Genomic DNA, 20,357 nt, shown 5'->3' with positions numbered 1-20,357 from the left:
GGCTCAGTACTCCGCTACCTCGACCTTGCCCTCGGCAACCTCCTTCATCTGGTCGGAGAGCGGCTTCTCCTGCATGGCCAGAGCGAGCACCAAGGAGACCGCCATGAACGGGACGGTCAGCAGGAAGACGGTGTGGAAGGCGGCGGGTGCCGAGCCGGTCGTGAGCCCGTGGGTGAGGACGGCGCCGAAGAGGGCTGCTCCGAAGGCGCCGCCGATGCTCTTGAAGAAGTTCAGCGCGCCGGTGGCAACTCCGAGATCGCGGTACTCCGCCGCGTTCTGGCCGGCCAGCAGGGCGACCTGGACGAACAGGCCGATCCCGGCGCCGGCGAAGACCAGCGGGACGATCATCGACAACGCGCTGGTGCCGGCGTCGGAGCTGCTCAGGACCCACATCGACGTACCGGTCAGCACCGCGCCGATCACCGGGTAGAGCTTGTAGCGGCCGGTCTTGGAGATGAACGGTCCGGCCACCGCGGTCGCGGCGACCAGTCCGACGAGCATCGGGATCACGAACAGGCCGGCCTCGAACGCCGACCGGTGCTGCACGAGCTGCAGGAACATCGGCACGTAGAGCATCGCGACGAACAACACCATCGAGGCGATCAGGAACTGCAGTGACGAGATGTTGAAGACGCTGCTGCGGAACAACCGCAGGGGCGTGATCGGCTCGGCCGCACGCCGCTCGACCAGCAGATAGGCGACCAGGGCAACGACGCTGACCGCGATCAAGGTGAGCACCAGTGGCGAGCCCCAGGGGTGCTCGTCCGTGCCGCCCCAGTTGGTGAACAGCAGGACCGCTGCCGTGAAGACCGTGGCGAGCAAACCGCCGGTGTAGTCGATCCGGCCGGTACTACGAGTCGGCCGCGGCAACTGCAGCCGGGCGCCCACGATCAGGAAGGCGGCCACGCCGATCGGCAGGTTGATGTAGAAGATCCAGCGCCACGACAGGTGCTCGGCGAACAGTCCACCGAGGAACGGCCCGGCGATCAGCGCGAGCGTCGCGACGATCCCGAGCGTCGCCTGGTACTTCGACCGCTCCCGCGGCGGGATGACGTCACCGATGATCGCCATCACCAGCGAGTTGAGCCCGCCGCCGCCGACACCCTGCAGGGCGCGGAAGAGCACCAGCCAGAGCAGGCTGCCGGCCATCCCGGACAGCACCGAGCCGACCAGGAAGATCGCGATCGAGACCTGGAAGATCCGCTTCCGGCCGTACATGTCGCCGAGCTTGCCGAAGATCAGCGTGGTGATCGCGCTGGTCAGCAGATAGGCGGTGGCGACCCACGACGTACCGGACAGGTCGCCCAGGTCGAGGCCGATCGTCGGCAGCGCGGTGGCCACGATCGTGGCGTGGCTGCCGCCGAGCGGCTGTTCGAGGAGCGCGGCTACGACCAGGTGACGGTCGCCGAGATCGCCGACGCCGCCAACGTCTCGGTGAAGACCCTATTTGTCTACTTCCGGTCGAAGGAAGACCTCGTCTTCACCGACACCTGGCTGATCGACGCGCTGGAGAGCGCGATCCGCACCCGGGAGCAGCACCCGGCCGCCGCGGTGGTCGGCATCCTGCTCGACGCGATGTCGGCCGACGAACCCGGTATCGAGGACTTCCATCGCAGCTACGGCGAGTCCGAGGCGCTGCGGAACGGCCTGCATCGGATGTGGGCGGAGTACGAGGACCGGCTCACCGCGGTACTGGCTGAGCCGGAGAGCGAGCCGGGGCCGGGGGAGCGCTTCCTCGCGATCCAGCTGATCGGCTTGGTCCGCACGATGACCTCGCCCGAGATTCGAGAGCTCGCTGCCGGCGACGCTCCGCGGGAGTGGCTGAGGGCCGCCGCGCTCGAGCTGCGGAATCAGGACCGGATCACGCCGTAGTCCGGGTGGTTTCGTGGTTGACTGCCGGGAGCGGGTTCAGCTCGAAGGAGGTCGCCTGATGGGCATTGTGTCGCCGGGTTTCACCGGTCGTCGCCGTGGCGGTGACGATCTGCCGCCGGGGCAGTATCTGACTCACGAGTTCCCGGTCCTGTCCGCGGGGCCGACTCCGCACGTTCGCCCGGAGCACTGGGAGTTCACCGTCGCCAACGAGTCCGGCGAGGTCACCCGCTGGGACTGGAAGGCGCTGACCGCGCTGCCGAGCGAGACCATCACCAAGGACCTGCACTGCGTGACCAGGTGGTCGAAGCTGGGCACGGAGTGGAAGGGCGTCTCGCTGGACGTGCTGCTGGCCGACATCGAGACCGGCGCCGACTACGTGATGGTGCACAGCTACGGCGGCTACACCACCAACCTGCCGCTGGAAGACCTGCTCGACGGCCAGGCCTGGGTCGCCTACGAGTACGACGGTGAGCCGCTCAGTGCGGAGCACGGTGGTCCGGCTCGGCTGCTGGTGCCGCACCTGTATCTGTGGAAGAGCGCGAAGTGGGTGCGCGGCCTGATCCTGTCCGACACCGATGACCTGGGCTTCTGGGAGACCGCCGGTTATCACGAGTACGGAGACCCATGGAAAGAACAGCGATACGCCGGCGACTGACCTGGCAGGTCGGCACCGTCACCGAAGTACGGGCCGAGACGTCGACGGCCCGGACAGTGGTGCTCGACGTACCGGACTGGCCGGGGCACCTCGCCGGGCAGCATCTGGACGTGCGGCTGACCGCGCCGGACGGCTATCACGCCTCCCGGTCGTACTCGATCGCCTCGGCCTGGACCGGCACGACGATCGAGCTGACCGTGGAGCAGGTGCCTGACGGCGAGGTCTCGCCGTACCTGGTCGACGTGCTCAAGGTCGGTGACCCGCTGGAGGTGCGTGGCCCGGTCGGTGGCTGGTTCGTCTGGAAGCCCGAGCAGGAAGGCCCGATCCAGCTCATCGGCGGCGGCTCAGGCGTCGTACCGCTGATGGCGATGCTGCGCGCCCACGCGGCAGCGGCCAGCACCACCCCCTCCAGACTCCTGTACTCCGTACGCGGGCCGGCGTCGGTGATCTATGTGGCCGACCTGAAGGAGCTGGCCGCGTCCGACGACGTCGACATCACCTTCGCCTACACCCGCGAGGCGCCGCCGGGGGAGCAGCGCTCTCCGGCACGGGTCGACGCGGAGCTGCTCAAGGCGGTGACCTTCCAGCCGGAGGACGCGCCGACCACCTATGTCTGCGGGCCGACTCCGTTCGTCGAAGCGGTCGCGGATCTGCTCGTCGCGGCCGGGCACGACCCGGCCCGGGTGAGAACCGAACGCTTCGGACCGACAGGAGGACCACGATGACCGCGGACGTACCGACCTATCTGGATGGCAATGCGGCGGCGGGCACGCTCCGCGAGGTCTTCGCCGTCGACATCACCGCCGCCATCGGCCGCTGCGGCGGCTGCGGGCAGACGGGCGTCTTCGCCGAGACCCGGGTCTACATGGATGCGCCGGGTCTGGTCGCTCGTTGCCCGGGATGCGACGACGTGTTGCTGCGCGTTGTCACCACCCCCACCGACACCTATCTGGACCTCCGCGGGCTGACCTATCTGCGGTTGCCCAACCCGAGCTGACGGTGAATTGCAGCTACTGACATTGCACGATGATCAAATATCGCCATTCGAGGGCTCGGCGGCTTCTAGCATCCAGAGATGGAGATTCCTGGGCTCGGGGTCGTCGCTGAGGACGACGCTTTCGAGGGGTACCGCAGCGGGGCGGTTGGCGTGCCGGTGCTCGGTGGCATCGATTGCGAGTTCATCGTCCAGGGGTACGACGAGGACGACCGGCCGGAGGACTTCCACACGGCGATCCGCGACTTCCTCGCCCTCGACAGCGCGGCGCTGATCGCCGCCCGGCCGTCGATCTACGCGCACTACCTCGCGTCGCGGCACGAGGCCCACCAGCTGCGGATCCCCGGCCCGGACAGCGTTCTGGAGTACGTCGAGCTCGGGAACGAGCCGGAGGTGATCCGGAGCGAGACGAACGGGCGGATCTCCGTGACCCTGGAGTGTGAGTGCCGCTGGGAGCCGGACCGGGGACTGCGGCTCGTGTTCCTGGATGGACCGGTCCGGCCCGCCCGGGCATGCGCGGGCCGAATCGGTGCTACGGAAGATCCGGCCGCACCTGGATCGGTGCGAACGACTCCAATGGTTTGACGCTCCCGATCAGGATCGGGTTGCTACGGGTGTCGCCAAGCAGGTAGCGACGGAAGATCTCAGGTGTCCCGGTCGCGCACGGCCGGTTGTCGGCGAATTGTCAGGATCCGGTCAGCGTCGTGGCGGCTTCGCGCGGGACCGGCGGACGGTGTCGCGCTGGGTCTCGCCGACGGCGCGCTCGTAGGCGATCACCAGGCCCTGGATGGTGACCGGCTTGAACCGCTCGACCAGCTGTTGGATGTGCTCCGGCGGGCCGCCCGAGTCGCGGTAGTGCGGCCAGACCTTGGTCCGGAAAACCTCGGTCAGCTCCTCGGCCAGCGCTCGCCCGTGCTCGCTGAAGATCCGCCCGACGTCGAGCACCGCGTCGACCGGCAGGTCCAGCTCGAGCAGTTCGACGCCGAGACTGAGGTGCGCCGTCGCGACCTGGAACACGTCCTCGTCCGGAGTCGGCTCGACCACGCCGAGCGCGATCAGCATCTCGATCTCGTCATCGGTCAGGTCACGCCCGGTACGCCGTACCAGCGCGGCGCGGTCCAGCGTCTCGGGCAGGTCCCGCATCCACGGCGTCAGCAGGGTCCGGTGCAGCGCGATGTCCTGCGGGGTCGCGTCGGCCGGGATGCGGTCGAGGTAGCCCTCGATCGCCGACAGGTTGAACCCGTGTGCCTGCAGCTCGCGCACCAGATCGAGGCGGGCGATGTGGTCGGAGCCGTAGTAGCCGACCCGCCCCCGGCGTACCGGTGGGGGAATCAGACCCCGGCCCGCGTAGAAGCGCAGCGTGCGCACGGTCATTCCGACCCGTGCGGACAGCTCGTCGACCGTGAGGGTCGCCTCGTCCGCGGTTGTGTCCGGCATGGCCGAGATCATAACGACCCCCTCTTGACGACCATGACACCAGAACTGTCACAATCAGACCGACGACTCGACCGACGGGATCCCCATGAGCACTGAAGCCTTTCTCTACGATGCGATCCGGACACCGCGCGGCAAGGGCAAAGCGGCCGGCGCGCTGCACGAAGTCAAGCCGATCCAGCTGGTCACCGGCCTGCTCCAGGAGTTGCGCACCAGGCACCCCGACCTGGACGAGGAAGTGATCGACGACCTGATCCTCGGCGTCGTCTCGCCGATCGGCGACCAGGGGATGGACATCGCCCGGACCGCGATCCTGGCGGCGGGCTACCCGGAGACCACCGGCGGCGTCCAGCTGAACCGCTTCTGCGCCTCCGGCCTGGAGGCCGTGAACCAGGCCGCGCAGCGGATCCGCTCCGGCTGGGAGGACTTCATCCTGGCCGGCGGCGTCGAGTCGATGTCGCGGGTGAAGATGGGCTCCGACGGCGGCGCCTGGGCGATGGACCCGGAGACCGCGATCGACACCAACTTCATCCCGCAGGGAATCAGCGCTGACCTGATCGCGACCATGGACGGCTTCTCCCGCACCGACGTCGACGCGTACGCCGCCGAGTCGCACGCGCGGGCCGCCAAGGCCTGGGCCAACGGGTACTTCGCCCGCTCGGTTGTCCCGGTGCTCGACCGCAACGGGCTGCAGATCCTCGACCACGACCAGCTGGTCCGCCCCGGCACAACGGTGGAGACGCTGGCCGGGCTGCCCGCGTCGTTCGCCGCGATCGGTGAGCACGGCGGCTTCGACTCGGTCGCGCTGGAGAAGTACGTGACGGTCGAGCGGATCGACCACGTGCACCACGCCGGCAACTCGTCCGGCATCGTCGACGGCGCCGCTCTGGTTGCCATCGGCAACGAAAAGGCGGGCGAGGCGCTCGGCCAGGCGCCGCGCGGCCGGGTGGTCGCGGCAGCGGTCAGCGGCACCGACCCGACGATCATGCTCACCGGTCCCGCGCCGGCAGCCCGCAAGGCGCTGGCCAAGGCCGGGCTCGAGGTGTCCGACATCGACCTGTTCGAGATGAACGAGGCGTTCGCCGCCGCGGTGCTGCACTTCATGAACGATCTCGGCATCCCGCACGAGAAGGTGAACGTCAACGGCGGCGCGATCGCGCTCGGCCACCCGCTCGGCGCCACCGGCGCGATGCTGATCGGAACCCTGCTGGACGAGCTGGAGCGCCGTGAGCTCCGCTACGGTCTGGCCACCCTGTGCGTCGGCGGCGGCATGGGCGTCGCGACCATCATCGAGAGGCTCGCGGCATGATCGACTGGAAGAACACCGACGGCGTCGTCACCCTGACGATGGATGACCCCGCGGCCTCGGCGAACACGATGAACGACACCTACATCGCCGCGATGGCCTTGACGGTCGAGCGGTTGCAGGCCGAGAAGGACTCGCTCAAGGGTGTGGTGATCACCAGCGCGAAGTCGACCTTCTTCGCCGGTGGCAACCTGCAGATGCTGTCCCAGATCCAGCCGGAGAACGCGGCCGAGGTCTTCGAGACGATCGAGGAGGTCAAGCGCCAGCTGCGTGTGCTGGAGACTCTCGGTGTCCCGGTGGTTGCCGCGATCAACGGTGCCGCGCTCGGCGGCGGGCTGGAGATCGCGCTCGCCTGCCACCACCGCATCGTTGCCGATGACAACCGGATCGAGCTCGGCGTCCCCGAGGTGTCACTCGGCCTGCTGCCCGGCGGTGGCGGCGTCACCCGCACGGTCCGGATGCTCGGCCTGCAGGACGCGCTGATGAAGGTGCTGCTGCAGGGGCAGCGGATGAAGCCGGCGCACGCACAGTCGGTCGGCATCGTCGACGAGGTCGTTCCCGCCGACGAGCTGCTCACCGCGGCGTACCGGTGGATCGACGCGTACGACGGCGACGCCAAGCAGCCCTGGGACCGTGACGGGTACAAGATCCCTGGCGGTACGCCGTCCTCGCCGAAGCTGGCCGCGTTCCTGCCGGCCTTCCCCGCGAACCTGCGCAAGCAGCTCAAGGGCGCGCCGTACCCGGCGCCGCGGGCGATCATGAGCGCCGCCGTCGAGGGCAGCCAGGTCGACTTCGCGACCGCGAGCAGGATCGAGTCGCGGTACTTCGTCTCGCTGGCGACCGGGCAGATCGCGAAGAACATGATCAACGCGTTCTTCTTCGAGCTGCAGGCGATCAACGCCGGCGCCTCGCGGCCGGCCGACGTACCGAAGTACCGGGCCCGGAAGGTCGGCGTGCTCGGCGCGGGCATGATGGGCGCCGGTATCGCGTACGTGTGCGCGAAGGTGGGCATCGAGGTGGTGCTCAAGGACGTCACGCTGGAGGCCGCCGAGAAGGGCAAGGCGTACTCCGAGAAGCTGCTGGCCAAGCAGGTGCAGAAGGGCCGCAGTACGCCGGAGAAGGCGGCGGCGTTCCTCAGCCTGATCACGCCGACCGCGGACCCGAACGACCTGGCCGGCTGCGACCTGGTGATCGAGGCGGTGTTCGAGAGCGAGGAGCTGAAGCAGAAGGTCTTCGCGGAGATCGCCGGCGTGGTCGAGCCGGACGCGCTGCTGTGCTCGAACACCTCGACGCTGCCGATCACCTCGCTGGCCGAGGGGATCGACCGGCCGGACGACTTCGTCGGGATGCACTTCTTCTCGCCGGTCGACCGGATGCCGCTGGTCGAGCTGATCGTGGGGGAGAAGACCTCCGAGCGGGCGCTCGCCCAGGCCTACGACGTGGTCCGGCAGATCAAGAAGACGCCGATCGTGGTGAACGACAGCCGCGGCTTCTTCACCTCGCGGGTCTTCGGCACGCTGGTGATGGAGGGCGCCGCGATGATCGCCGAGGGCGTGAACCCGGTGACGGTCGAGCGGGCCGCGACCCAGATGGGCTTCCCGGCGCCGTCGCTGGCGATGATCGACGAGGTGACGCTGACGCTGCCGATGAAGATCCGCGACGCGGCCCGGGCAGCCGGCGGCAGTGCGGGCGCGTTCGACGAGCACCCGGGGATGGCGGTGGCCGAGCGGCTGGTCACCGAGTTCGACCGGAAGGGCAAGGCGGCCGGCGCCGGCTTCTACGACTATCCGGCGGACGGCCCGAAGCATCTGTGGCCGGGGTTGTGGGAGCACTTCGTCCGCGAGGACGTCGCCGTACCGCTGATCGATTTGCAGGAGCGGATGGCGTTCGCGATGTCGCTGGAGACGGTCAAGTGCGTCGAGGAAGGCGTGCTGCGCTCGACGGCGGACGCCAACATCGGCTCGATCTTCGGTATCGGCTTCCCGCCCCTGCACGGCGGCGCGTTGCAGTACATCAACGCGTACCAGGGCGGGCTGGCCGGATTCGTCGCCCGGACCCGGGAGCTCGCGCAGCGTTACGGTGCGCGGTTCGAACCGCCGGCTTTGCTGGTGAGCAAGGCGGAGGCGGGCGGGAAGTTCGCCTGAGCTGATCACGGAGCGCGGTACCGGTCTGTCCGGTACCGCGCTCTTTTGTGTGTTGATGTGTGACTTCGGGGGCGCGGACTGTTGACAGCACGACCCCGATGCAGGATGTTTACAACGATTCACCGGATCGTAACGCCCTGGGAACAGCCAGCTGCTTTCGGAGGTGGAACATGCCCGCTCGAATTCCGTCAGCCGGTCTCTCCCGGCGTGAGCTGCTCATGCGGACCGGAGGCCTGGCCGCCCTGGCCGCCTTCACCGCGGCGTGCGGTGGCAACACCGGCCGTCCGTCCAGCGGTGGGGGAGATGGCAGCAAAGCCACTCTCTCGCAGTGGTACCACCAGTACGGCGAGGCCGGCACCAAAGAGGCTGCGCTCAAGTACGCCAAGGCCTACACAGATGCGACCGTCGGCGTGCAGTGGACGCCGGGGGACTACGGCAGCAAGCTCTCGGCGGCTTTGCTGTCCAACAAGGGACCTGACGTCTTCGAGAGCCAGCTCAACATCGCGATGGTGAAGAGCGGCCAGGTGGTCCCGCTCGACGACCTGATCGCGGACGTCAAGGACGACTTCGCCGAGGGCGACCTGGCCACGAACACGGTGGACGGCAAGGTCTACGGCATCCGGATGATCGTCGACCCCCAGGTCATCTACTACCGCAAGAGCCTGCTGGAGAAGGCGGGGATCAAGCCGCCGGAGACCGTCGACGACCTGATCAACGCCGCCAAGGGGCTCACCACCGACAAGATGAAGGGCATCTTCGTCGGCAACGACGGCGGGATCGCCCTGGGCGGGCCGGCCTTGTGGTCGTCCGGTGGCGCCTACCTGACCGAGGACAACAAGCCGGGCTTCACCAACGACCGGGCGGCGCAGGCGTTCGGCAAGCTGCACGAGCTGTACGCCAGCAAGAGCGTGCTGCTCGGATCGCCGACCGACTGGACGGATCCCAGCGCGATCGTGCAGGGACTGGCCGCGATGCAGTGGATCGGCATGTGGGCGTTGCCCGCGATGCAGAAGGCGTTCGGCGACGACCTCGGCGTGATCCCGTTCCCGACGCTGGACGACCAGGGCAAGGCCGCGGTGTACTCCGGTGGCTGGACCCAGTTCGTCTCGGCCAAGAGCCAGAACGTCGACGCGGCGAAGAAGCTGGTCAAGTGGTTGTGGGTCGAGAAGGCCGACTTCCAGGAGGACTGGTGCCTGAACTACGGCTTCCATATCCCGCCGCGTAAGAGTCTCGCGGCGAAGGCGGCCAAGCTGCAGAGCGGAGCGGCCGCAGAGACGGTGCGGCTCACCCAGGAGTTCGGCCGGACCGACAATCCCGCCTGGACCCCGAAGATGAGTACGGCGTACAACGACATGCTCACCAACGTGATCCGGAAGGGGGCCGACCCGGGCGGAGAGATCACGAAGGCGGAGAAGACCGTCAGCACCGAGTTGTCGAGGCTCTTCGGGTGAGCAGCAGGACCGCCGCCACCCGGAACAACACGCTGTGGTTCTGGCTGTTCACCGGTCCCTTCGTGATCGGCCTGCTGATCTTCAGCTACCTGCCGATCCTGTGGAGCCTGGTGCTGAGCTTCTTCGAGGCCCAGAACACGGTGACGCCGTCGAAGTTCGTCGGTCTGCGCAACTACGTCGACATGCTGACCGACGACAACTTCATCTCCAGCCTGGGCACCTTCACCGTCTTCGCGATCTTCATCGTGCCGCTGACGTTCGTGCTCTCGCTCGCCCTGGCGCTGCTGGTCAACCAGGTCCAGATCGCCCGGGCGTTCTTCCGCTCGGTCTTCTTCCTGCCGACCGCCTGCTCGTACGTCGTGGCCTCGCTGATCTGGAAGCTGTCGATCTTCAACGGCGTCCGGTTCGGCCTGGCCAACACCGTGCTCGGCTGGTTCGGCGCCGACCAGATCGCCTGGCTGTCGACCGTCGATCCACCCTGGTTCTGGTTGCCGATCGTCAGCGTGCGGCTGTGGCTGCAGCTGGGCTTCTACATGATCCTGTTCATCGCCGGGCTGCAACGCATCTCCCCGACGCTGTACGAGGCGGCGTACGTCGACGGCGCCAAACCCGGCTGGCAGACCTTCCGATTCATCACCTGGCCGCAGCTGCGGGCCACCTCGGTGGCGGTGCTGCTGCTCAACCTGATCGCGGCGTACCAGGCCTTCGACGAGTTCTACAACCTGGTCGGCAACGTCAACTTCGCCCGGCCGCCGCTGGTCTACCTCTACAGCATCTCGCTCGGCTCGATCCAGGATCTCGGCCACGGCAGCGCCGGCGCGATGATCCTGGCCGTGGTGATCATCGTGCTCACCCTGCTGCAGAACAAGATCTTCGGCTTCGGGAAGGCGAACGACTGATGGCCGCCATCGACCGGACCGCCGGTACGCCGCAGCCGATCGGCTACGGCCGCAGCCCGCTGGGGGTGGTCGGTTCCGTCCTGCGCTGGATCGCCCTCATCATCGCGACGATCCTGTTCATGATCCCGTTCTACCTGGTCCTGCGGAACGCGTTGTCGACCGAGGCCGACATCACCGCGGTGGACTGGAAGTTCTTTCCCACCGATCTGCAGTGGGGCAACTTCAGAGAACTGTTCGACGACGAGAACGTGCCGATGGCCCGGGCGCTCTACAACTCGGCCGTGGTCGGCATCCTGGGCACCGGCGGACAGTTGCTACTGGCATCGATGGCCGGCTACGGCCTGGCCCGGATCCCGTACAAGCACGCCGACAAGGTGTTCTACGCGGTGATGGCGACGCTGATGATCCCGGCCGCGGTCAGCTTCATCCCGAGCTTCATCGTGGTCTCGTCGCTGGGCTGGGTCAGCACCCTGCGCGGCCTGATCATCCCGACCTTGTTCAGCGGCTTCGCGGCGTTCCTGTTCCGGCAGTACTTCCTCGGCTTCCCCAAGGAGCTGGAGGAGGCGGCGCGGGTCGACGGCGCCGGGTACTTCGCGACGTTCTGGCGGATCGTGGTGCCGAACTCGCTGCCGTTCTTCGCGGCGATCGCGGCGATCACCTTCATCGGCAACTGGAACTCGTTCCTGTGGCCGCTGGTGATCGGCCAGGACTCGAACTCGTGGACCGTCCAGGTGGCGATGTCGACCTTTATCACGGCCCAGACGATCAACATCCACCAGCTCTTCATGGCGGCGGCGGTGTCGATCCTGCCGCTGGTGCTGATCTTCGCGTTCCTGCAGCGCTATTTGATCCAGGGCGTCACTCAGTCGGGCATCAAGGACTGAGGCCCGGCACAGACTGCGGCGGGAGTCCCTGACCGACTCCCGCCGCTTCTGCGCTGCTAGCTGTCTTCAGCTGTCCGCGGGGGTCGCGTAGGTCGGCGTGATGATGGCCCGCGCGAGGGTGTGGAAGGCGAGATTGAAGCTGACCACGGCCGGGCTCGCGTCGTGGTCGATGTCCAGCGCCTCGACGTCGATCGCGTGCACCACGAAGTAGTAGCGGTGCGCGGGGTCGCCGGCGGGCGGGGCCGCGCCGCCGTACGCCTTGGTGCTGAAGTCGGTGCGGATGTGGAAGGCGCCGTTCTCCAGGCGCTCGGTGGTGCCGGCGCCGGTCGGGAGCTCGGTCGTCTCGGCCGGCAGGCCGACCAGCACCCAGTGCCAGAAGCCGGACGGCGTGGGCGCGTCCGGGTCGAAACAGGTGACGACGAAGCCCTTGGTCTCCTCGGGGAATCCCTCCCAGCTGAGCTGCGGGGACTTGTTGCCACCGGCGAAGGCGTGGTCGTCGCCGAGCGGCTCGCCGTCGGTGACGTCGGTGCTGGTGACCGTGAACGAGCCGACCTCGGGAAGCAACTGGTACGGGTCCGGTGCGACGGGCCTTTCGAGCGACATCTGTGATCCTCCTGGATCTCGACTCATGTGGTGAATCCGACATTACTGTCCAGATCCCACCGCGCTTGGCCGGGGCACTCGGCCGGAGGTGCGAAGATCGGTCTTGGCCGCGTCCAGGCGGCACCAGGACTGGAGGGAACCGCGGTGGAGGAGTATCTGGCCAGGATCGGACCGGCTGACGAGGCCGCGATGCGAGCGGCCACGGAGCGTCAGCTCAGGCTGACGAAACCGGCCGGTTCCCTCGGTGTGCTGGAGGAGCTGTCGGTCCGCGTCGCGGGGATGACCGGGCTCTGCCCGCCGCCGGTTCCGACCGCCGCGGTCGTCACGGTCTTCGCCGCAGACCACGGCGTGCATGCGCAGGGCGTGTCGCCCTGGCCGCAGGAAGTGACCGCGGCGATGCTCGCGAACTTCGCGGCCGGCGGTGCGGCAGTGAACGCGTTCGCGGTGAACAACCGGGTGGACGTCCGGGTGGTCGACATCGGCGTCGCCTCGGAGGTCGAGGAGCTGGACATCGTGCACGCGAAGGTGCGGCGCGGGACCAGGGATCTCTCGGTGGAGAACGCGCTCTCCGACGAGGAGGTGCTGGCGGCGATCGGCGTCGGCTTCGATCTGGCGGATCAGCTGGTGCTCGATGGCTACCAGTGCCTGTTGACCGGCGACATGGGTATTGCCAACACGACTGCGTCCGCTGCGCTGATCGCGACCTTCAGCGGCGGCACGGCTGACGAAGTCACCGGCCGGGGGACCGGGATCGACGACGCCACGCTTGCGCACAAGACCGAGGTGGTCCGGGCTGCGCTCGTGCTGCACGACGTACCGGCCTCGGAGCCGCTGGCTGCGCTTGCGGCGTACGGCGGGCTGGAGCACGCGGCGCTGGCTGGGTACATCCTCGGGGCTGCGGCCAACAAGGTGCCGGTGATTCTTGACGGCGTGATCGCTGGGGCAGCGGCGCTTGTGGCGCAGGCTCTTGCTCCGGCGGTGATCGACTACTGCATCGCTGGGCATCGGTCGGCCGAGGCTGGTCACGCGCTGGCGTTGAAGACGCTTGGGCTGCAGCCGTTGGTGGATCTGGATCTGCGGCTGGGGGAGGGGACGGGCGCAGTACTGGCGTTTCCGATCCTGACCTGCGCGGTGCGCGCGCTGGCGGAGATGGCGACCTTCGAGTCCGCGGGGATCGAGGCGTGACCGCGCCGTACCTCTCCGGGCTGGTGCTCACCGGCCGTCGGGTCGTGGTCGTCGGCGGCGGTGGCGTCGCGCAACGGCGGCTGCCGCGGCTGCTCGAGACGGGTGCGCAGATCGACCTCATCTCGCCGGTGATCACGCCGACGATCGAGGGGTTGCTGACGAATCCCGATCTGCGCTGGGTCGAGCGCGGGTACGCCGAGGGCGATCTGGAGGGCGCCTGGTACGTCGTGGTCGCGACGGATGATGCCGCGGTCAACGATCTGGTCTCGGCCGAGGCGGAGTCGCGACGGATCTTCTGCGTCCGGTCGGACGACCGGTCCCGCGCGACGGCCTGGACGCCGGCCTCGGGGCAGCACGATCAGGTGACCATCGGCGTACTGGGTGGCGGCGATCACCGGCGCTCGGCGGCCGTGCGGGATGCGATCCTCGAGTCGCTCCGCGAGGGCGCGCTCGGGGCGCGGGACTCGCTGGCCAAGCAACCTGGGGTCTACCTGGTTGGCGGCGGGCCTGGTGATCCAGACCTGATCACCGTGCGCGGGCGGCGGTTGCTGGCCGAGGCGGATGTCGTTGTGGCCGACCGGCTGGCGCCGCAGCCGTTGCTGGAGGAGCTGCATCCTGATGTGGAGCTGATCGACGCTGCGAAGTTGCCGCGTGGGCGATCGGCGATGCAGGAGGAGATCAACCGGATCCTGGTGGATCGGGCCCAGCAGGGCAAGGTCGTCGTACGGCTCAAGGGTGGCGATCCCTATGTGTTCGGGCGGGGGTTCGAGGAGGCGTTGGCGTGCGCTGAGGCTGGGGTGACCTGGACGGTGGTGCCGGGGATCACCAGCTCGATCGCTGTGCCGGCGGTGGCGGGGATTCCGGTGACGCATCGCGGGGTGACGCACGAGTTCACTGTGGTTTCTGGGCATATCCCGCCGGGGCATGCGGATTCGCTGATCAACTGGGAAGCGCTGGCGGCGTTGCGCGGGACGCTGGTGCTGCTGATGGCGGTCGAGAACCTGCCGGTGATTGCTGCGACTTTGATTGCGCATGGCAAGGATCCTGGGACGCCGGCGGCGGCTATCGCTGATGGGACGCTGCCTGGGCAGCATCAGGTGACGTCGTCGCTGGCGGGGATCGCTGACGCGATGTCTGCCGCGGGGGTGGGTGCTCCGGCGATTGTTGTCATCGGCAACGTTGTGGAAGTCGCGGCGGGGCTGGCCGGCGGGCCTGAGAACACTGCGGCTGAGAGTGCGCTGCCTGACATCACTGCGTCTGAGACCACTGCGTCTGACGCTGCGTCATGAGTCCGCTCGTCTCGGTCGAGGACCCTGCCGACCCGCGCCTGGGGGACTACGTCCAGCTGCGCGAGGTGAACCTGCGGCGGATGCTCGAAGAGGAGCACGGCCTGTTCATCGCCGAGGGCGACAAGGTCATCCGCCGCGCGGCGGAAGCGGGGTACGAGCCGCGCTCTTTCCTTCTCGCCCCGCGCTGGCTGGACTCGCTCTCCGACGTACTGGAGAAGTGGCCGGAGGCACCCGTCTATGTGGTGACCGAGGAGCTGGCCGAGCAGGTCACCGGCTTCCACGTGCACCGCGGCGCGCTCGCGTCGTACCGGCGTCAGCCTGCGGTGGACCTGGAAGACCTCCTGTCCGGCCGGCGGATCGCGATCTTCGACGACATCGTCGACCACACGAATGTCGGCGCCGGCTTCCGCGCCGCTGCCGCGATGGGTGTCGACGCAGTGCTGATCACGCCAACCTGTGCCGACCCTCTGTACCGCCGCTCGATCAAGGTCTCCATGGGCACGGTCTTCCAGATCCCCTGGACCCGGCTGTCCTCCTGGCCAGGTGCGCTGTCCGTCCTCAAATCCCACGGCTTCGTCACCGCAGGACTGGCGCTCACCGACGACTCGATCACCCTCGACGACCTCACCGCCCGCCACGACGAGAAGCTCGCCCTGATCTTCGGCACCGAAGGCCACGGCCTGAAACCCCATGTCCTAGAGCAAACCGACCTCACCGTGAAAATCCCGATGTCCGGCGGAGTCGACTCCCTCAACGTCGCCTCCTCCGCAGCAGTAGCCTTCTACGCCACTCGGGTGTAGCCAGTACGACGGAATCAGCAGTCAGCAACCTCCCAGGAGGCACCGATGCGGACCACCGAACGCCTACTCCTTCGCCCCTTCCGCGACGACGACCTCCCTGCCTGGGCACACCTCAACGCCGACCCCGAAGTGATGAAATACCTCGGCTCCCCACTGAGCCGCGCCCAATCCGACGAGATCGCCGCCGCGGTTAACCGCCGCCACGCCATCGACGGCACCGGCTTCCTGGCCATCGAACGCCGATCGGACGGCGCCTTCCTCGGCGCCGGCGGTCTCCAGCACGAGCCCTGGTACCCCGACGACATGGAACTCGGCTGGCGCCTGGCCCGCGAGTACTGGGGCAACGGCTACGCCACCGAAGCCGCCGCCTCCTGGCTCGACTACGCCTTCAACGACCTCGACCTCCCCGAAGTCATCTCCATCACGGACGTTCCCAACGCGAAGAGCATCGCTGTGATGAAGCGCCTGGGCATGACCTTCAACCACGCCGCCGAACTGGAGGAAGACGGCACCACCTTCAGCGCGGTCATCTACTCGATCACCCAAGCCACCTGGCGCGGCCTGACCTGACTCCCCGATAGCCTCCCGACCGTGGTTCTCCTCGAGGTAGCCGACGCCCAACTCCTGCGGATCGCCGCCGCGATACCGGCGTCCTCCTGGGAGCACACCACCCCTGCCGACCTCACAGTCCGGGAAGTCGCCGACCACCTGGTGGCCGGAAACATCTTCGCCGAACGCCTCCTCTCCGGAGAATCAGCGAAGACCGCCACCGCCGACCTGGACAACGACCACCTCGGCAACGACCCACTTACAGCACTCACCACCTCTTGCAAAGCTCAACGGCTCGCCTTCACCCACGCCGACCAAACCGCCATGCTGCATCACCCGAGCGGCGACATCTCGTACCAGACCTTCCTGCGCTTCCGCCTCGGCGAACTGGTCATCCACGCCTGGGACCTCGCGATCGGCGCCAACCTCGACCCAACCCTGGACGCCCTGCTCGTCAACGGACTCTGGACGATGGTCGAGCCGCACCTCGACGAGATGCGGGCCATGGGCACCTTCGGCACCGGCGCGAGCGGCAGCCTGCCGCCGGACGCCTCACCACAGGACCGCCTACTCGACGCTTTCGGTCGCCGCCTGACCGCCTGAGACGCGCAAGCGATCAGCTGACGCGGGTGGCGAGCCAGTCGTCGAAGTTGTAGGTGGGGGTGCCTGTCTCCGGGAAGGTTTCTTGGTGGCGATCCGATGGGATCAGCAGGGGTGCGCCGTCTGGGGCGTTGAGGGCGGAGATGACGGCGGCGAGCGGTGAGGTCACGAGGGAGCTCGAAGTCGCCGACTGTGTAGGAGTTGTCGTCGGTGCGGCTGGACCAGCCGGGTAGGGCCTCGAGGTGCTTGGTGACCAGCGGGTCGAGCAGCGTGGCCCGGGGGAGGGTGATCTGGTCGAAGACCGCGGTCAGGTGCTGCGCGATCGCGTCTTGTACGACCAGGTTCGGTGGCTGGTCGGCGCGGACGACCTTCCCGTAGATGAACTGCTGCAACTCGTTCAGCGACCAGACGAGCTCGTCGTGGGGTTCGGAAAGGTCGAGGATGCCGGCTTGCACGCTGTCGCGGACGATCTGCTCGGTGGCGGTGCGGAGGCGATCCCACACGGCGGCCCAGGCCGGATCGGCGAGATAGGCGGCGATGGCGGGTGGCGGCGCTACTTCGCGGGCGAAGAGCTCGTCGAGAGCGACTAGCTTCGCGGCTGGACCATCGGTCATTGCGGCAGCCTAGTTCGGTGGCGGGGCAGGGGGATCGGTCGGTCCGCTGCCCCGCGGCGACGGCTAGTCGGGCAGGTTGCCGGTTTCGGTGACGAAGGCCGCGACCGCGTTCAGGCGCTGGTTGCGGTCTTGCGAGTACCGGCGCAGTACGACGAAAGCCTGGACGGCGTCGAGGCCGTAGCGCTCCATCAGCCGGCCGACTGCCTGACCGACGATCTTGCGGGAGTCGATGGCCTCGCGCAACGACGTCTCGAGCCGGGACGAGGCGATCGCGATCGAGGCGTGCAGGGCGAGCAGGCGGGCCGATTCGCGGTCACTGTCGCTGAAGACGAAAGGACGCGAGGACAGCAGGTTCAGGACGCCGCTGGTCGAGTGTTCGGTGAACAGCCGGATCGCCAGCGCGCTCCGGATCCCGTACTCCGCGGCGATCGGCGCCCACTCCGGCCAGCGGCTGTCGGTGGTGGTGTCCTCGACCAGCACGTCGTCGTGATCGGAGATCGCCAGCAGACTCGGGCCCTCGCCGAAGTCGATCTGCAGCTGGTCCGCCTTGGTCACCAGTTCGTCGGTCGCCGCCACCGTCTCCGGCTTCCGGCGGCGCATCAGCATCACCGAGGCGTGGTCGTAGGGCAGCACCTCGGTCGCGAACTGCAACACACCCTCGACGGTGGCCAGCGTCCCGCTCTGGTCGTGCAGGTTCATGGCCAGCTCACCGAAATCGGCCGCTTGGTTCATCATCTGTCACTCCTCGTAACAGGCCGTTCTCACCTACTGGCGCCACTGTCTGGACGCCGAAAAGACCCGTCAATTATGCCTCAGCCCGAAAGAAACTTATGCAACTACCACTTCTCCGGTGAGTCTTCGCGCACCGATCGGTCCTACTACCGATACCCCTTCCCCGAGGAGCACTCACCGTGAGCAACACCACCTGGTCACTAGTCCACGCCGAGCGTGCCGCGCTTGCCATCGACCTGTCCGAGCTGATTCCGGACCAGTGGCGGACGACGTCCCTGTGCACCGAATTGACCGTCCGCGAGGTCGTGGCGCACTTGACCGCCGGCGCCACGCTGTCGTTCCCACGCTGGTTCGCCGGCGTACTGCGGCACCGCTTCGACTTCGACGCCCAGGTGTTGATGCGACTGCGCGAGCAGCTTGGGGATTCCTCCGCCGAGACGCTCGCACTGTTCCGCGCTGCTGGTGATCGATCCACCACGCCGCTCGGCCGGCGGGGGAGCCCGGAGTTCGCCCTCGCTGAGACGGTCGCGCATGCCGAGGATATTCGCCGGCCGCTGGGAATCCATCGCTCGTACCCGGCCGAGGTGCTCACCACGGTCGCGGAGTACTACGCCGGTACCGACCTCGCGGTTCTTGCCAAGGGACGGATCGAGGGGCTGCGGTTGGTTGCCACTGACACCGGCTTCGGCACCGGCGATGGTGCCGTCGTGAGTGGTCCGACGATCGCGTTGGTGATGGCGATGGTTGGCCGCGGCACCTTCTGCGAGGAGCTGGAGGGTGAGGGCGTCGCAACCCTCCGCGCTCGCTGCTGAAGCCAGGCGGTTACTGAACTCTTGACCGACACTCGGGAATGCGCAATCCTGCGAGGAAAGCGCATTCCTGAGATGGTTCGAGTGGAGGTAGCCGATGAGGTCGGTTCCTGCGAGTGGGTTGCGGGACTACGAGGCGCAGGTCTGGATCGACGGGTGGTGTGAGCCGCCGGCGTCGGAGTGGGTGCCGGTGCTCGACAAGTCGTCCGGGAAGGCGTTCGCCCGGTATGGGAGTGCGTCGGGCGAGCAGGTGGATCGGGCGGTCCGGAGTGCTCGGCGGGCGCAGGCGGAGTGGGCCGAGGTGGATGCCAACAGCAGGAGCGAGATTCTGCGGGCGTTCGCGCGGGAGCTGGAGAAGCGGCACGACGAGCTGATCACGCTGATCATCCGGGAGACCGGTGGTACGGCGGAGAAGGCGGAAGAGGAACTCGGGCAGTCGGTCAACCAACTGCTCAACTCGGCCACTCAGCTGACCGAGAACGCCGGCGCCATCCTGCCGCCGTACAAGAAGGGCAAGATCTCGCTCTCCCGGGCGGTGCCGCTCGGCGTGATCGGGCTGATCGTGCCGTGGAACTACCCGATGAGCCTCGCGATGCGGGCGCTCGCGCCGGGGCTGGCCTACGGCAACGCCGTGGTGCTCAAGCCGGCCGAGCTGACCCCGATCGCCGGCGGGCAGGTTCTCGCCGAGGCGGCCAAAGCGGCCGGTGTGCCGGCGGGGGTCTTCAACGTCGTGCCAGGTGACGGAGCAACCACCGGGAGAACGCTCTCTGAGCATCCCGACCTGGATCTGATCCACTTCACCGGTTCGTTCGAGGTCGGTCAGCAGATCTCGTCGTTCGCCGGGAAGAACTTCCGCGCGGCGGCGACTGAGCTGGGCGGCGACAACGCGTTCGTCGTACTGGACGACGCTGATCTCGACCAGGCGGTCAGCTGCGCGCTGTGGTCATCTCTTTGGTACCAAGGGCAGACCTGCATCACGTCCGGCCGGCACATCGTGATGCGCTCGATCGCCGACGACTTCACCGAGGCCGTGGTCGAACGGGTGGCCAAGCTAAGGGTCGGCGACCCGCTGCGCGACGACGTCGACCTCGGGCCGATCATCACCGACCAGCAACTGAAGCGATTCCACGAAGGCCTCGTGCAGCCGTCGCTGAAGGCCGGCGCGAAGCTGGCGACCGGTGGCACGTACGACGGACTGTTCTACCAGCCGGCCGTCCTGACCGGCGTGACCCCGCAGATGCCGGTGTTCACCGAGGAGATCTTCGGCCCGGTGATGCCGATCACCGTCGTGGACAGCGAGGCCGAGGCGCTCGACCTCGTGAACCGTCATCGCACGCTGATGAACTCGGTCTTCACCGCCGACCCCATGCGCGGGCTCGCGTTCGCGGAGAAGGTCAAGAGCAACGAGGTGCACGTCAACGACGGGTACGCCCGGCACGGCGGCGAAGGCCAGCTGGCCGGCTACACGCACCGGCAGTGGATCGGCATCCAGACCACCCCCACCGGCTATCCCGGCTGGGCGTCGAAATGAGGAACT

At 67.8% G+C, this 20,357-nt stretch carries 23 protein-coding genes; 18 read left to right on the top strand and 5 right to left on the bottom strand.

The features are described from left to right. Positions 1 to 3 precede the first annotated feature (3 nt). Positions 4 to 1,341, bottom strand: a complete 1,338-nt coding sequence (locus AB0P21_RS03125) for an MDR family MFS transporter (RefSeq protein WP_363693400.1) — start codon at positions 1,339 to 1,341, stop codon at positions 4 to 6. Positions 1,342 to 1,350: 9 nt separating this feature from the next. On the opposite strand from AB0P21_RS03125, the gene AB0P21_RS03120 reads away from it, so the two are divergent. From AB0P21_RS03120 to AB0P21_RS03100, 5 genes are all read left to right on the top strand, one after another. Next, positions 1,351 to 1,872 carry a helix-turn-helix domain-containing protein gene (locus AB0P21_RS03120; RefSeq protein ID WP_363693399.1) on the top strand — a complete coding sequence of 174 codons (522 nt, stop codon included), beginning with the start codon at positions 1,351 to 1,353 and terminating at the stop codon, positions 1,870 to 1,872. A gap of 58 nt (positions 1,873 to 1,930) precedes the next feature. Further along, positions 1,931 to 2,527 (top strand): sulfite oxidase-like oxidoreductase, encoded by a 597-nt coding sequence (locus tag AB0P21_RS03115; RefSeq protein ID WP_363693398.1) that lies wholly within the window; start codon positions 1,931 to 1,933, stop codon positions 2,525 to 2,527. Next, positions 2,497 to 3,252: a ferredoxin reductase gene (locus tag AB0P21_RS03110; protein ID WP_363693397.1), complete on the top strand. Its 756-nt coding sequence runs from the start codon at positions 2,497 to 2,499 to the stop codon at positions 3,250 to 3,252. Before AB0P21_RS03115 ends, AB0P21_RS03110 begins: the two co-directional genes overlap by 31 nt. Beyond that, positions 3,249 to 3,524, top strand: coding sequence for a DUF6510 family protein (locus tag AB0P21_RS03105; RefSeq protein ID WP_363693396.1), 276 nt, complete (start codon positions 3,249 to 3,251; stop codon positions 3,522 to 3,524). Before AB0P21_RS03110 ends, AB0P21_RS03105 begins: the two co-directional genes overlap by 4 nt. A 78-nt stretch (positions 3,525 to 3,602) precedes the next feature. Continuing rightward, entirely contained in the window at positions 3,603 to 4,106 is a 504-nt protein-coding gene (locus AB0P21_RS03100) for a hypothetical protein (protein ID WP_363693395.1), read from the top strand. 111 nt (positions 4,107 to 4,217) lie between these two features. On the opposite strand, the gene AB0P21_RS03095 is transcribed toward AB0P21_RS03100, so the two are convergent. Further along, on the bottom strand, positions 4,218 to 4,958 hold the full coding sequence (locus AB0P21_RS03095; RefSeq protein ID WP_363693394.1) for a MerR family transcriptional regulator: 741 nt from the start codon (positions 4,956 to 4,958) through the stop codon (positions 4,218 to 4,220). 85 nt (positions 4,959 to 5,043) lie between these two features. On the opposite strand from AB0P21_RS03095, the gene AB0P21_RS03090 reads away from it, so the two are divergent. The 5 genes from AB0P21_RS03090 to AB0P21_RS03070 all read left to right on the top strand — a co-directional run bounded on the left by AB0P21_RS03090 (position 5,044) and on the right by AB0P21_RS03070 (position 11,639). Continuing rightward, entirely contained in the window at positions 5,044 to 6,264 is a 1,221-nt protein-coding gene (locus tag AB0P21_RS03090) for an acetyl-CoA C-acetyltransferase (protein WP_363693393.1), read from the top strand. Continuing rightward, entirely contained in the window at positions 6,261 to 8,405 is a 2,145-nt protein-coding gene (locus AB0P21_RS03085; RefSeq protein WP_363693392.1) for a 3-hydroxyacyl-CoA dehydrogenase NAD-binding domain-containing protein, read from the top strand. The genes AB0P21_RS03090 and AB0P21_RS03085 overlap by 4 nt, the downstream gene beginning before the upstream one ends. A 170-nt stretch (positions 8,406 to 8,575) precedes the next feature. Then, on the top strand, positions 8,576 to 9,856 hold the full coding sequence (locus AB0P21_RS03080; RefSeq protein WP_363693391.1) for a sugar ABC transporter substrate-binding protein: 1,281 nt from the start codon (positions 8,576 to 8,578) through the stop codon (positions 9,854 to 9,856). Further along, positions 9,853 to 10,755, top strand: coding sequence for a sugar ABC transporter permease (locus AB0P21_RS03075; protein WP_363693390.1), 903 nt, complete (start codon positions 9,853 to 9,855; stop codon positions 10,753 to 10,755). Before AB0P21_RS03080 ends, AB0P21_RS03075 begins: the two co-directional genes overlap by 4 nt. Beyond that, on the top strand, positions 10,755 to 11,639 hold the full coding sequence (locus AB0P21_RS03070; RefSeq protein WP_363693389.1) for a carbohydrate ABC transporter permease: 885 nt from the start codon (positions 10,755 to 10,757) through the stop codon (positions 11,637 to 11,639). The genes AB0P21_RS03075 and AB0P21_RS03070 overlap by 1 nt, the downstream gene beginning before the upstream one ends. A gap of 66 nt (positions 11,640 to 11,705) precedes the next feature. On the opposite strand, the gene AB0P21_RS03065 is transcribed toward AB0P21_RS03070, so the two are convergent. Beyond that, a complete protein-coding gene (locus AB0P21_RS03065) occupies positions 11,706 to 12,242 on the bottom strand; it encodes a YbhB/YbcL family Raf kinase inhibitor-like protein (protein WP_363693388.1) in 537 nt (178 codons plus the stop codon). A gap of 144 nt (positions 12,243 to 12,386) precedes the next feature. Here AB0P21_RS03065 and cobT point away from each other — a divergent pair, with 144 nt between their 5' ends. Genes cobT through AB0P21_RS03040 form a run of 5 tightly spaced genes read left to right on the top strand, consistent with a single transcriptional unit; the run spans position 12,387 to position 16,668 of the window. Further along, entirely contained in the window at positions 12,387 to 13,427 is a 1,041-nt protein-coding gene (gene cobT / locus AB0P21_RS03060; protein WP_363693387.1) for a nicotinate-nucleotide--dimethylbenzimidazole phosphoribosyltransferase, read from the top strand. Next, on the top strand, positions 13,424 to 14,716 hold the full coding sequence (cobA, locus tag AB0P21_RS03055) for a uroporphyrinogen-III C-methyltransferase (RefSeq protein ID WP_363693386.1): 1,293 nt from the start codon (positions 13,424 to 13,426) through the stop codon (positions 14,714 to 14,716). The genes cobT and cobA overlap by 4 nt, the downstream gene beginning before the upstream one ends. After that, complete coding sequence (locus AB0P21_RS03050) at positions 14,713 to 15,516, top strand: RNA methyltransferase (RefSeq protein WP_363693385.1); 804 nt, start codon at positions 14,713 to 14,715, stop codon at positions 15,514 to 15,516. Before cobA ends, AB0P21_RS03050 begins: the two co-directional genes overlap by 4 nt. A 45-nt stretch (positions 15,517 to 15,561) precedes the next feature. Next, a complete protein-coding gene (locus AB0P21_RS03045) occupies positions 15,562 to 16,086 on the top strand; it encodes a GNAT family N-acetyltransferase (RefSeq protein ID WP_363693384.1) in 525 nt (174 codons plus the stop codon). A gap of 21 nt (positions 16,087 to 16,107) precedes the next feature. After that, a complete protein-coding gene (locus AB0P21_RS03040) occupies positions 16,108 to 16,668 on the top strand; it encodes a maleylpyruvate isomerase N-terminal domain-containing protein (protein ID WP_363693383.1) in 561 nt (186 codons plus the stop codon). Between the two features lie 13 nt (positions 16,669 to 16,681). Here AB0P21_RS03040 and AB0P21_RS03035 read toward each other — a convergent pair whose 3' ends face one another. After that, complete coding sequence (locus tag AB0P21_RS03035) at positions 16,682 to 16,834, bottom strand: hypothetical protein (RefSeq protein WP_363693382.1); 153 nt, start codon at positions 16,832 to 16,834, stop codon at positions 16,682 to 16,684. Between the two features lie 73 nt (positions 16,835 to 16,907). Between AB0P21_RS03035 and AB0P21_RS03030 the strand changes: the two genes are divergently transcribed. Beyond that, a complete protein-coding gene (locus AB0P21_RS03030) occupies positions 16,908 to 17,255 on the top strand; it encodes a hypothetical protein (protein ID WP_363693381.1) in 348 nt (115 codons plus the stop codon). A gap of 87 nt (positions 17,256 to 17,342) precedes the next feature. Here the strand turns inward: AB0P21_RS03030 and AB0P21_RS03025 are convergent, their stop codons facing one another. After that, a complete protein-coding gene (locus AB0P21_RS03025) occupies positions 17,343 to 18,014 on the bottom strand; it encodes a GAF and ANTAR domain-containing protein (RefSeq protein WP_363693380.1) in 672 nt (223 codons plus the stop codon). A gap of 176 nt (positions 18,015 to 18,190) precedes the next feature. Between AB0P21_RS03025 and AB0P21_RS03020 the strand changes: the two genes are divergently transcribed. Both AB0P21_RS03020 and AB0P21_RS03015 read left to right on the top strand, forming a co-directional pair. Further along, positions 18,191 to 18,823 (top strand): maleylpyruvate isomerase family mycothiol-dependent enzyme, encoded by a 633-nt coding sequence (locus AB0P21_RS03020; RefSeq protein ID WP_363693379.1) that lies wholly within the window; start codon positions 18,191 to 18,193, stop codon positions 18,821 to 18,823. Between the two features lie 94 nt (positions 18,824 to 18,917). Further along, positions 18,918 to 20,351 (top strand): aldehyde dehydrogenase family protein, encoded by a 1,434-nt coding sequence (locus tag AB0P21_RS03015; RefSeq protein ID WP_363693378.1) that lies wholly within the window; start codon positions 18,918 to 18,920, stop codon positions 20,349 to 20,351. Positions 20,352 to 20,357: the final 6 nt, after the last annotated feature.

Source organism: Kribbella sp. NPDC056861 (genome assembly GCF_040687575.1).
Classification (GTDB): Bacteria; Actinomycetota; Actinomycetes; order Propionibacteriales; family Kribbellaceae; genus Kribbella.
Note: the sequence above shows the minus strand (reverse complement) of the source record. Positions and strands in the feature narration are given on the sequence as shown.

Excerpts from the sequence above, each read along its gene's own strand:
- AB0P21_RS03115 (WP_363693398.1), top strand. The coding sequence starts at position 1,931 with ATGGGCATTGTGTCGCCGGGTTTCACCGGTCGTCGCCGTGGCGGTGAC.
- AB0P21_RS03110 (WP_363693397.1), top strand. The coding sequence starts at position 2,497 with ATGGAAAGAACAGCGATACGCCGGCGACTGACCTGGCAGGTCGGCACC.
- AB0P21_RS03105 (WP_363693396.1), top strand. The coding sequence starts at position 3,249 with ATGACCGCGGACGTACCGACCTATCTGGATGGCAATGCGGCGGCGGGC.
- AB0P21_RS03100 (WP_363693395.1), top strand. The coding sequence starts at position 3,603 with ATGGAGATTCCTGGGCTCGGGGTCGTCGCTGAGGACGACGCTTTCGAG.
- AB0P21_RS03095 (WP_363693394.1), bottom strand. The coding sequence starts at position 4,958 with ATGCCGGACACAACCGCGGACGAGGCGACCCTCACGGTCGACGAGCTG.
- AB0P21_RS03090 (WP_363693393.1), top strand. The coding sequence starts at position 5,044 with ATGAGCACTGAAGCCTTTCTCTACGATGCGATCCGGACACCGCGCGGC.
- AB0P21_RS03085 (WP_363693392.1), top strand. The coding sequence starts at position 6,261 with ATGATCGACTGGAAGAACACCGACGGCGTCGTCACCCTGACGATGGAT.
- AB0P21_RS03080 (WP_363693391.1), top strand. The coding sequence starts at position 8,576 with ATGCCCGCTCGAATTCCGTCAGCCGGTCTCTCCCGGCGTGAGCTGCTC.
- AB0P21_RS03070 (WP_363693389.1), top strand. The coding sequence starts at position 10,755 with ATGGCCGCCATCGACCGGACCGCCGGTACGCCGCAGCCGATCGGCTAC.
- AB0P21_RS03065 (WP_363693388.1), bottom strand. The coding sequence starts at position 12,242 with ATGTCGCTCGAAAGGCCCGTCGCACCGGACCCGTACCAGTTGCTTCCC.
- AB0P21_RS03050 (WP_363693385.1), top strand. The coding sequence starts at position 14,713 with ATGAGTCCGCTCGTCTCGGTCGAGGACCCTGCCGACCCGCGCCTGGGG.
- AB0P21_RS03045 (WP_363693384.1), top strand. The coding sequence starts at position 15,562 with ATGCGGACCACCGAACGCCTACTCCTTCGCCCCTTCCGCGACGACGAC.
- AB0P21_RS03025 (WP_363693380.1), bottom strand. The coding sequence starts at position 18,014 with ATGATGAACCAAGCGGCCGATTTCGGTGAGCTGGCCATGAACCTGCAC.
- AB0P21_RS03015 (WP_363693378.1), top strand. The coding sequence starts at position 18,918 with ATGAGGTCGGTTCCTGCGAGTGGGTTGCGGGACTACGAGGCGCAGGTC.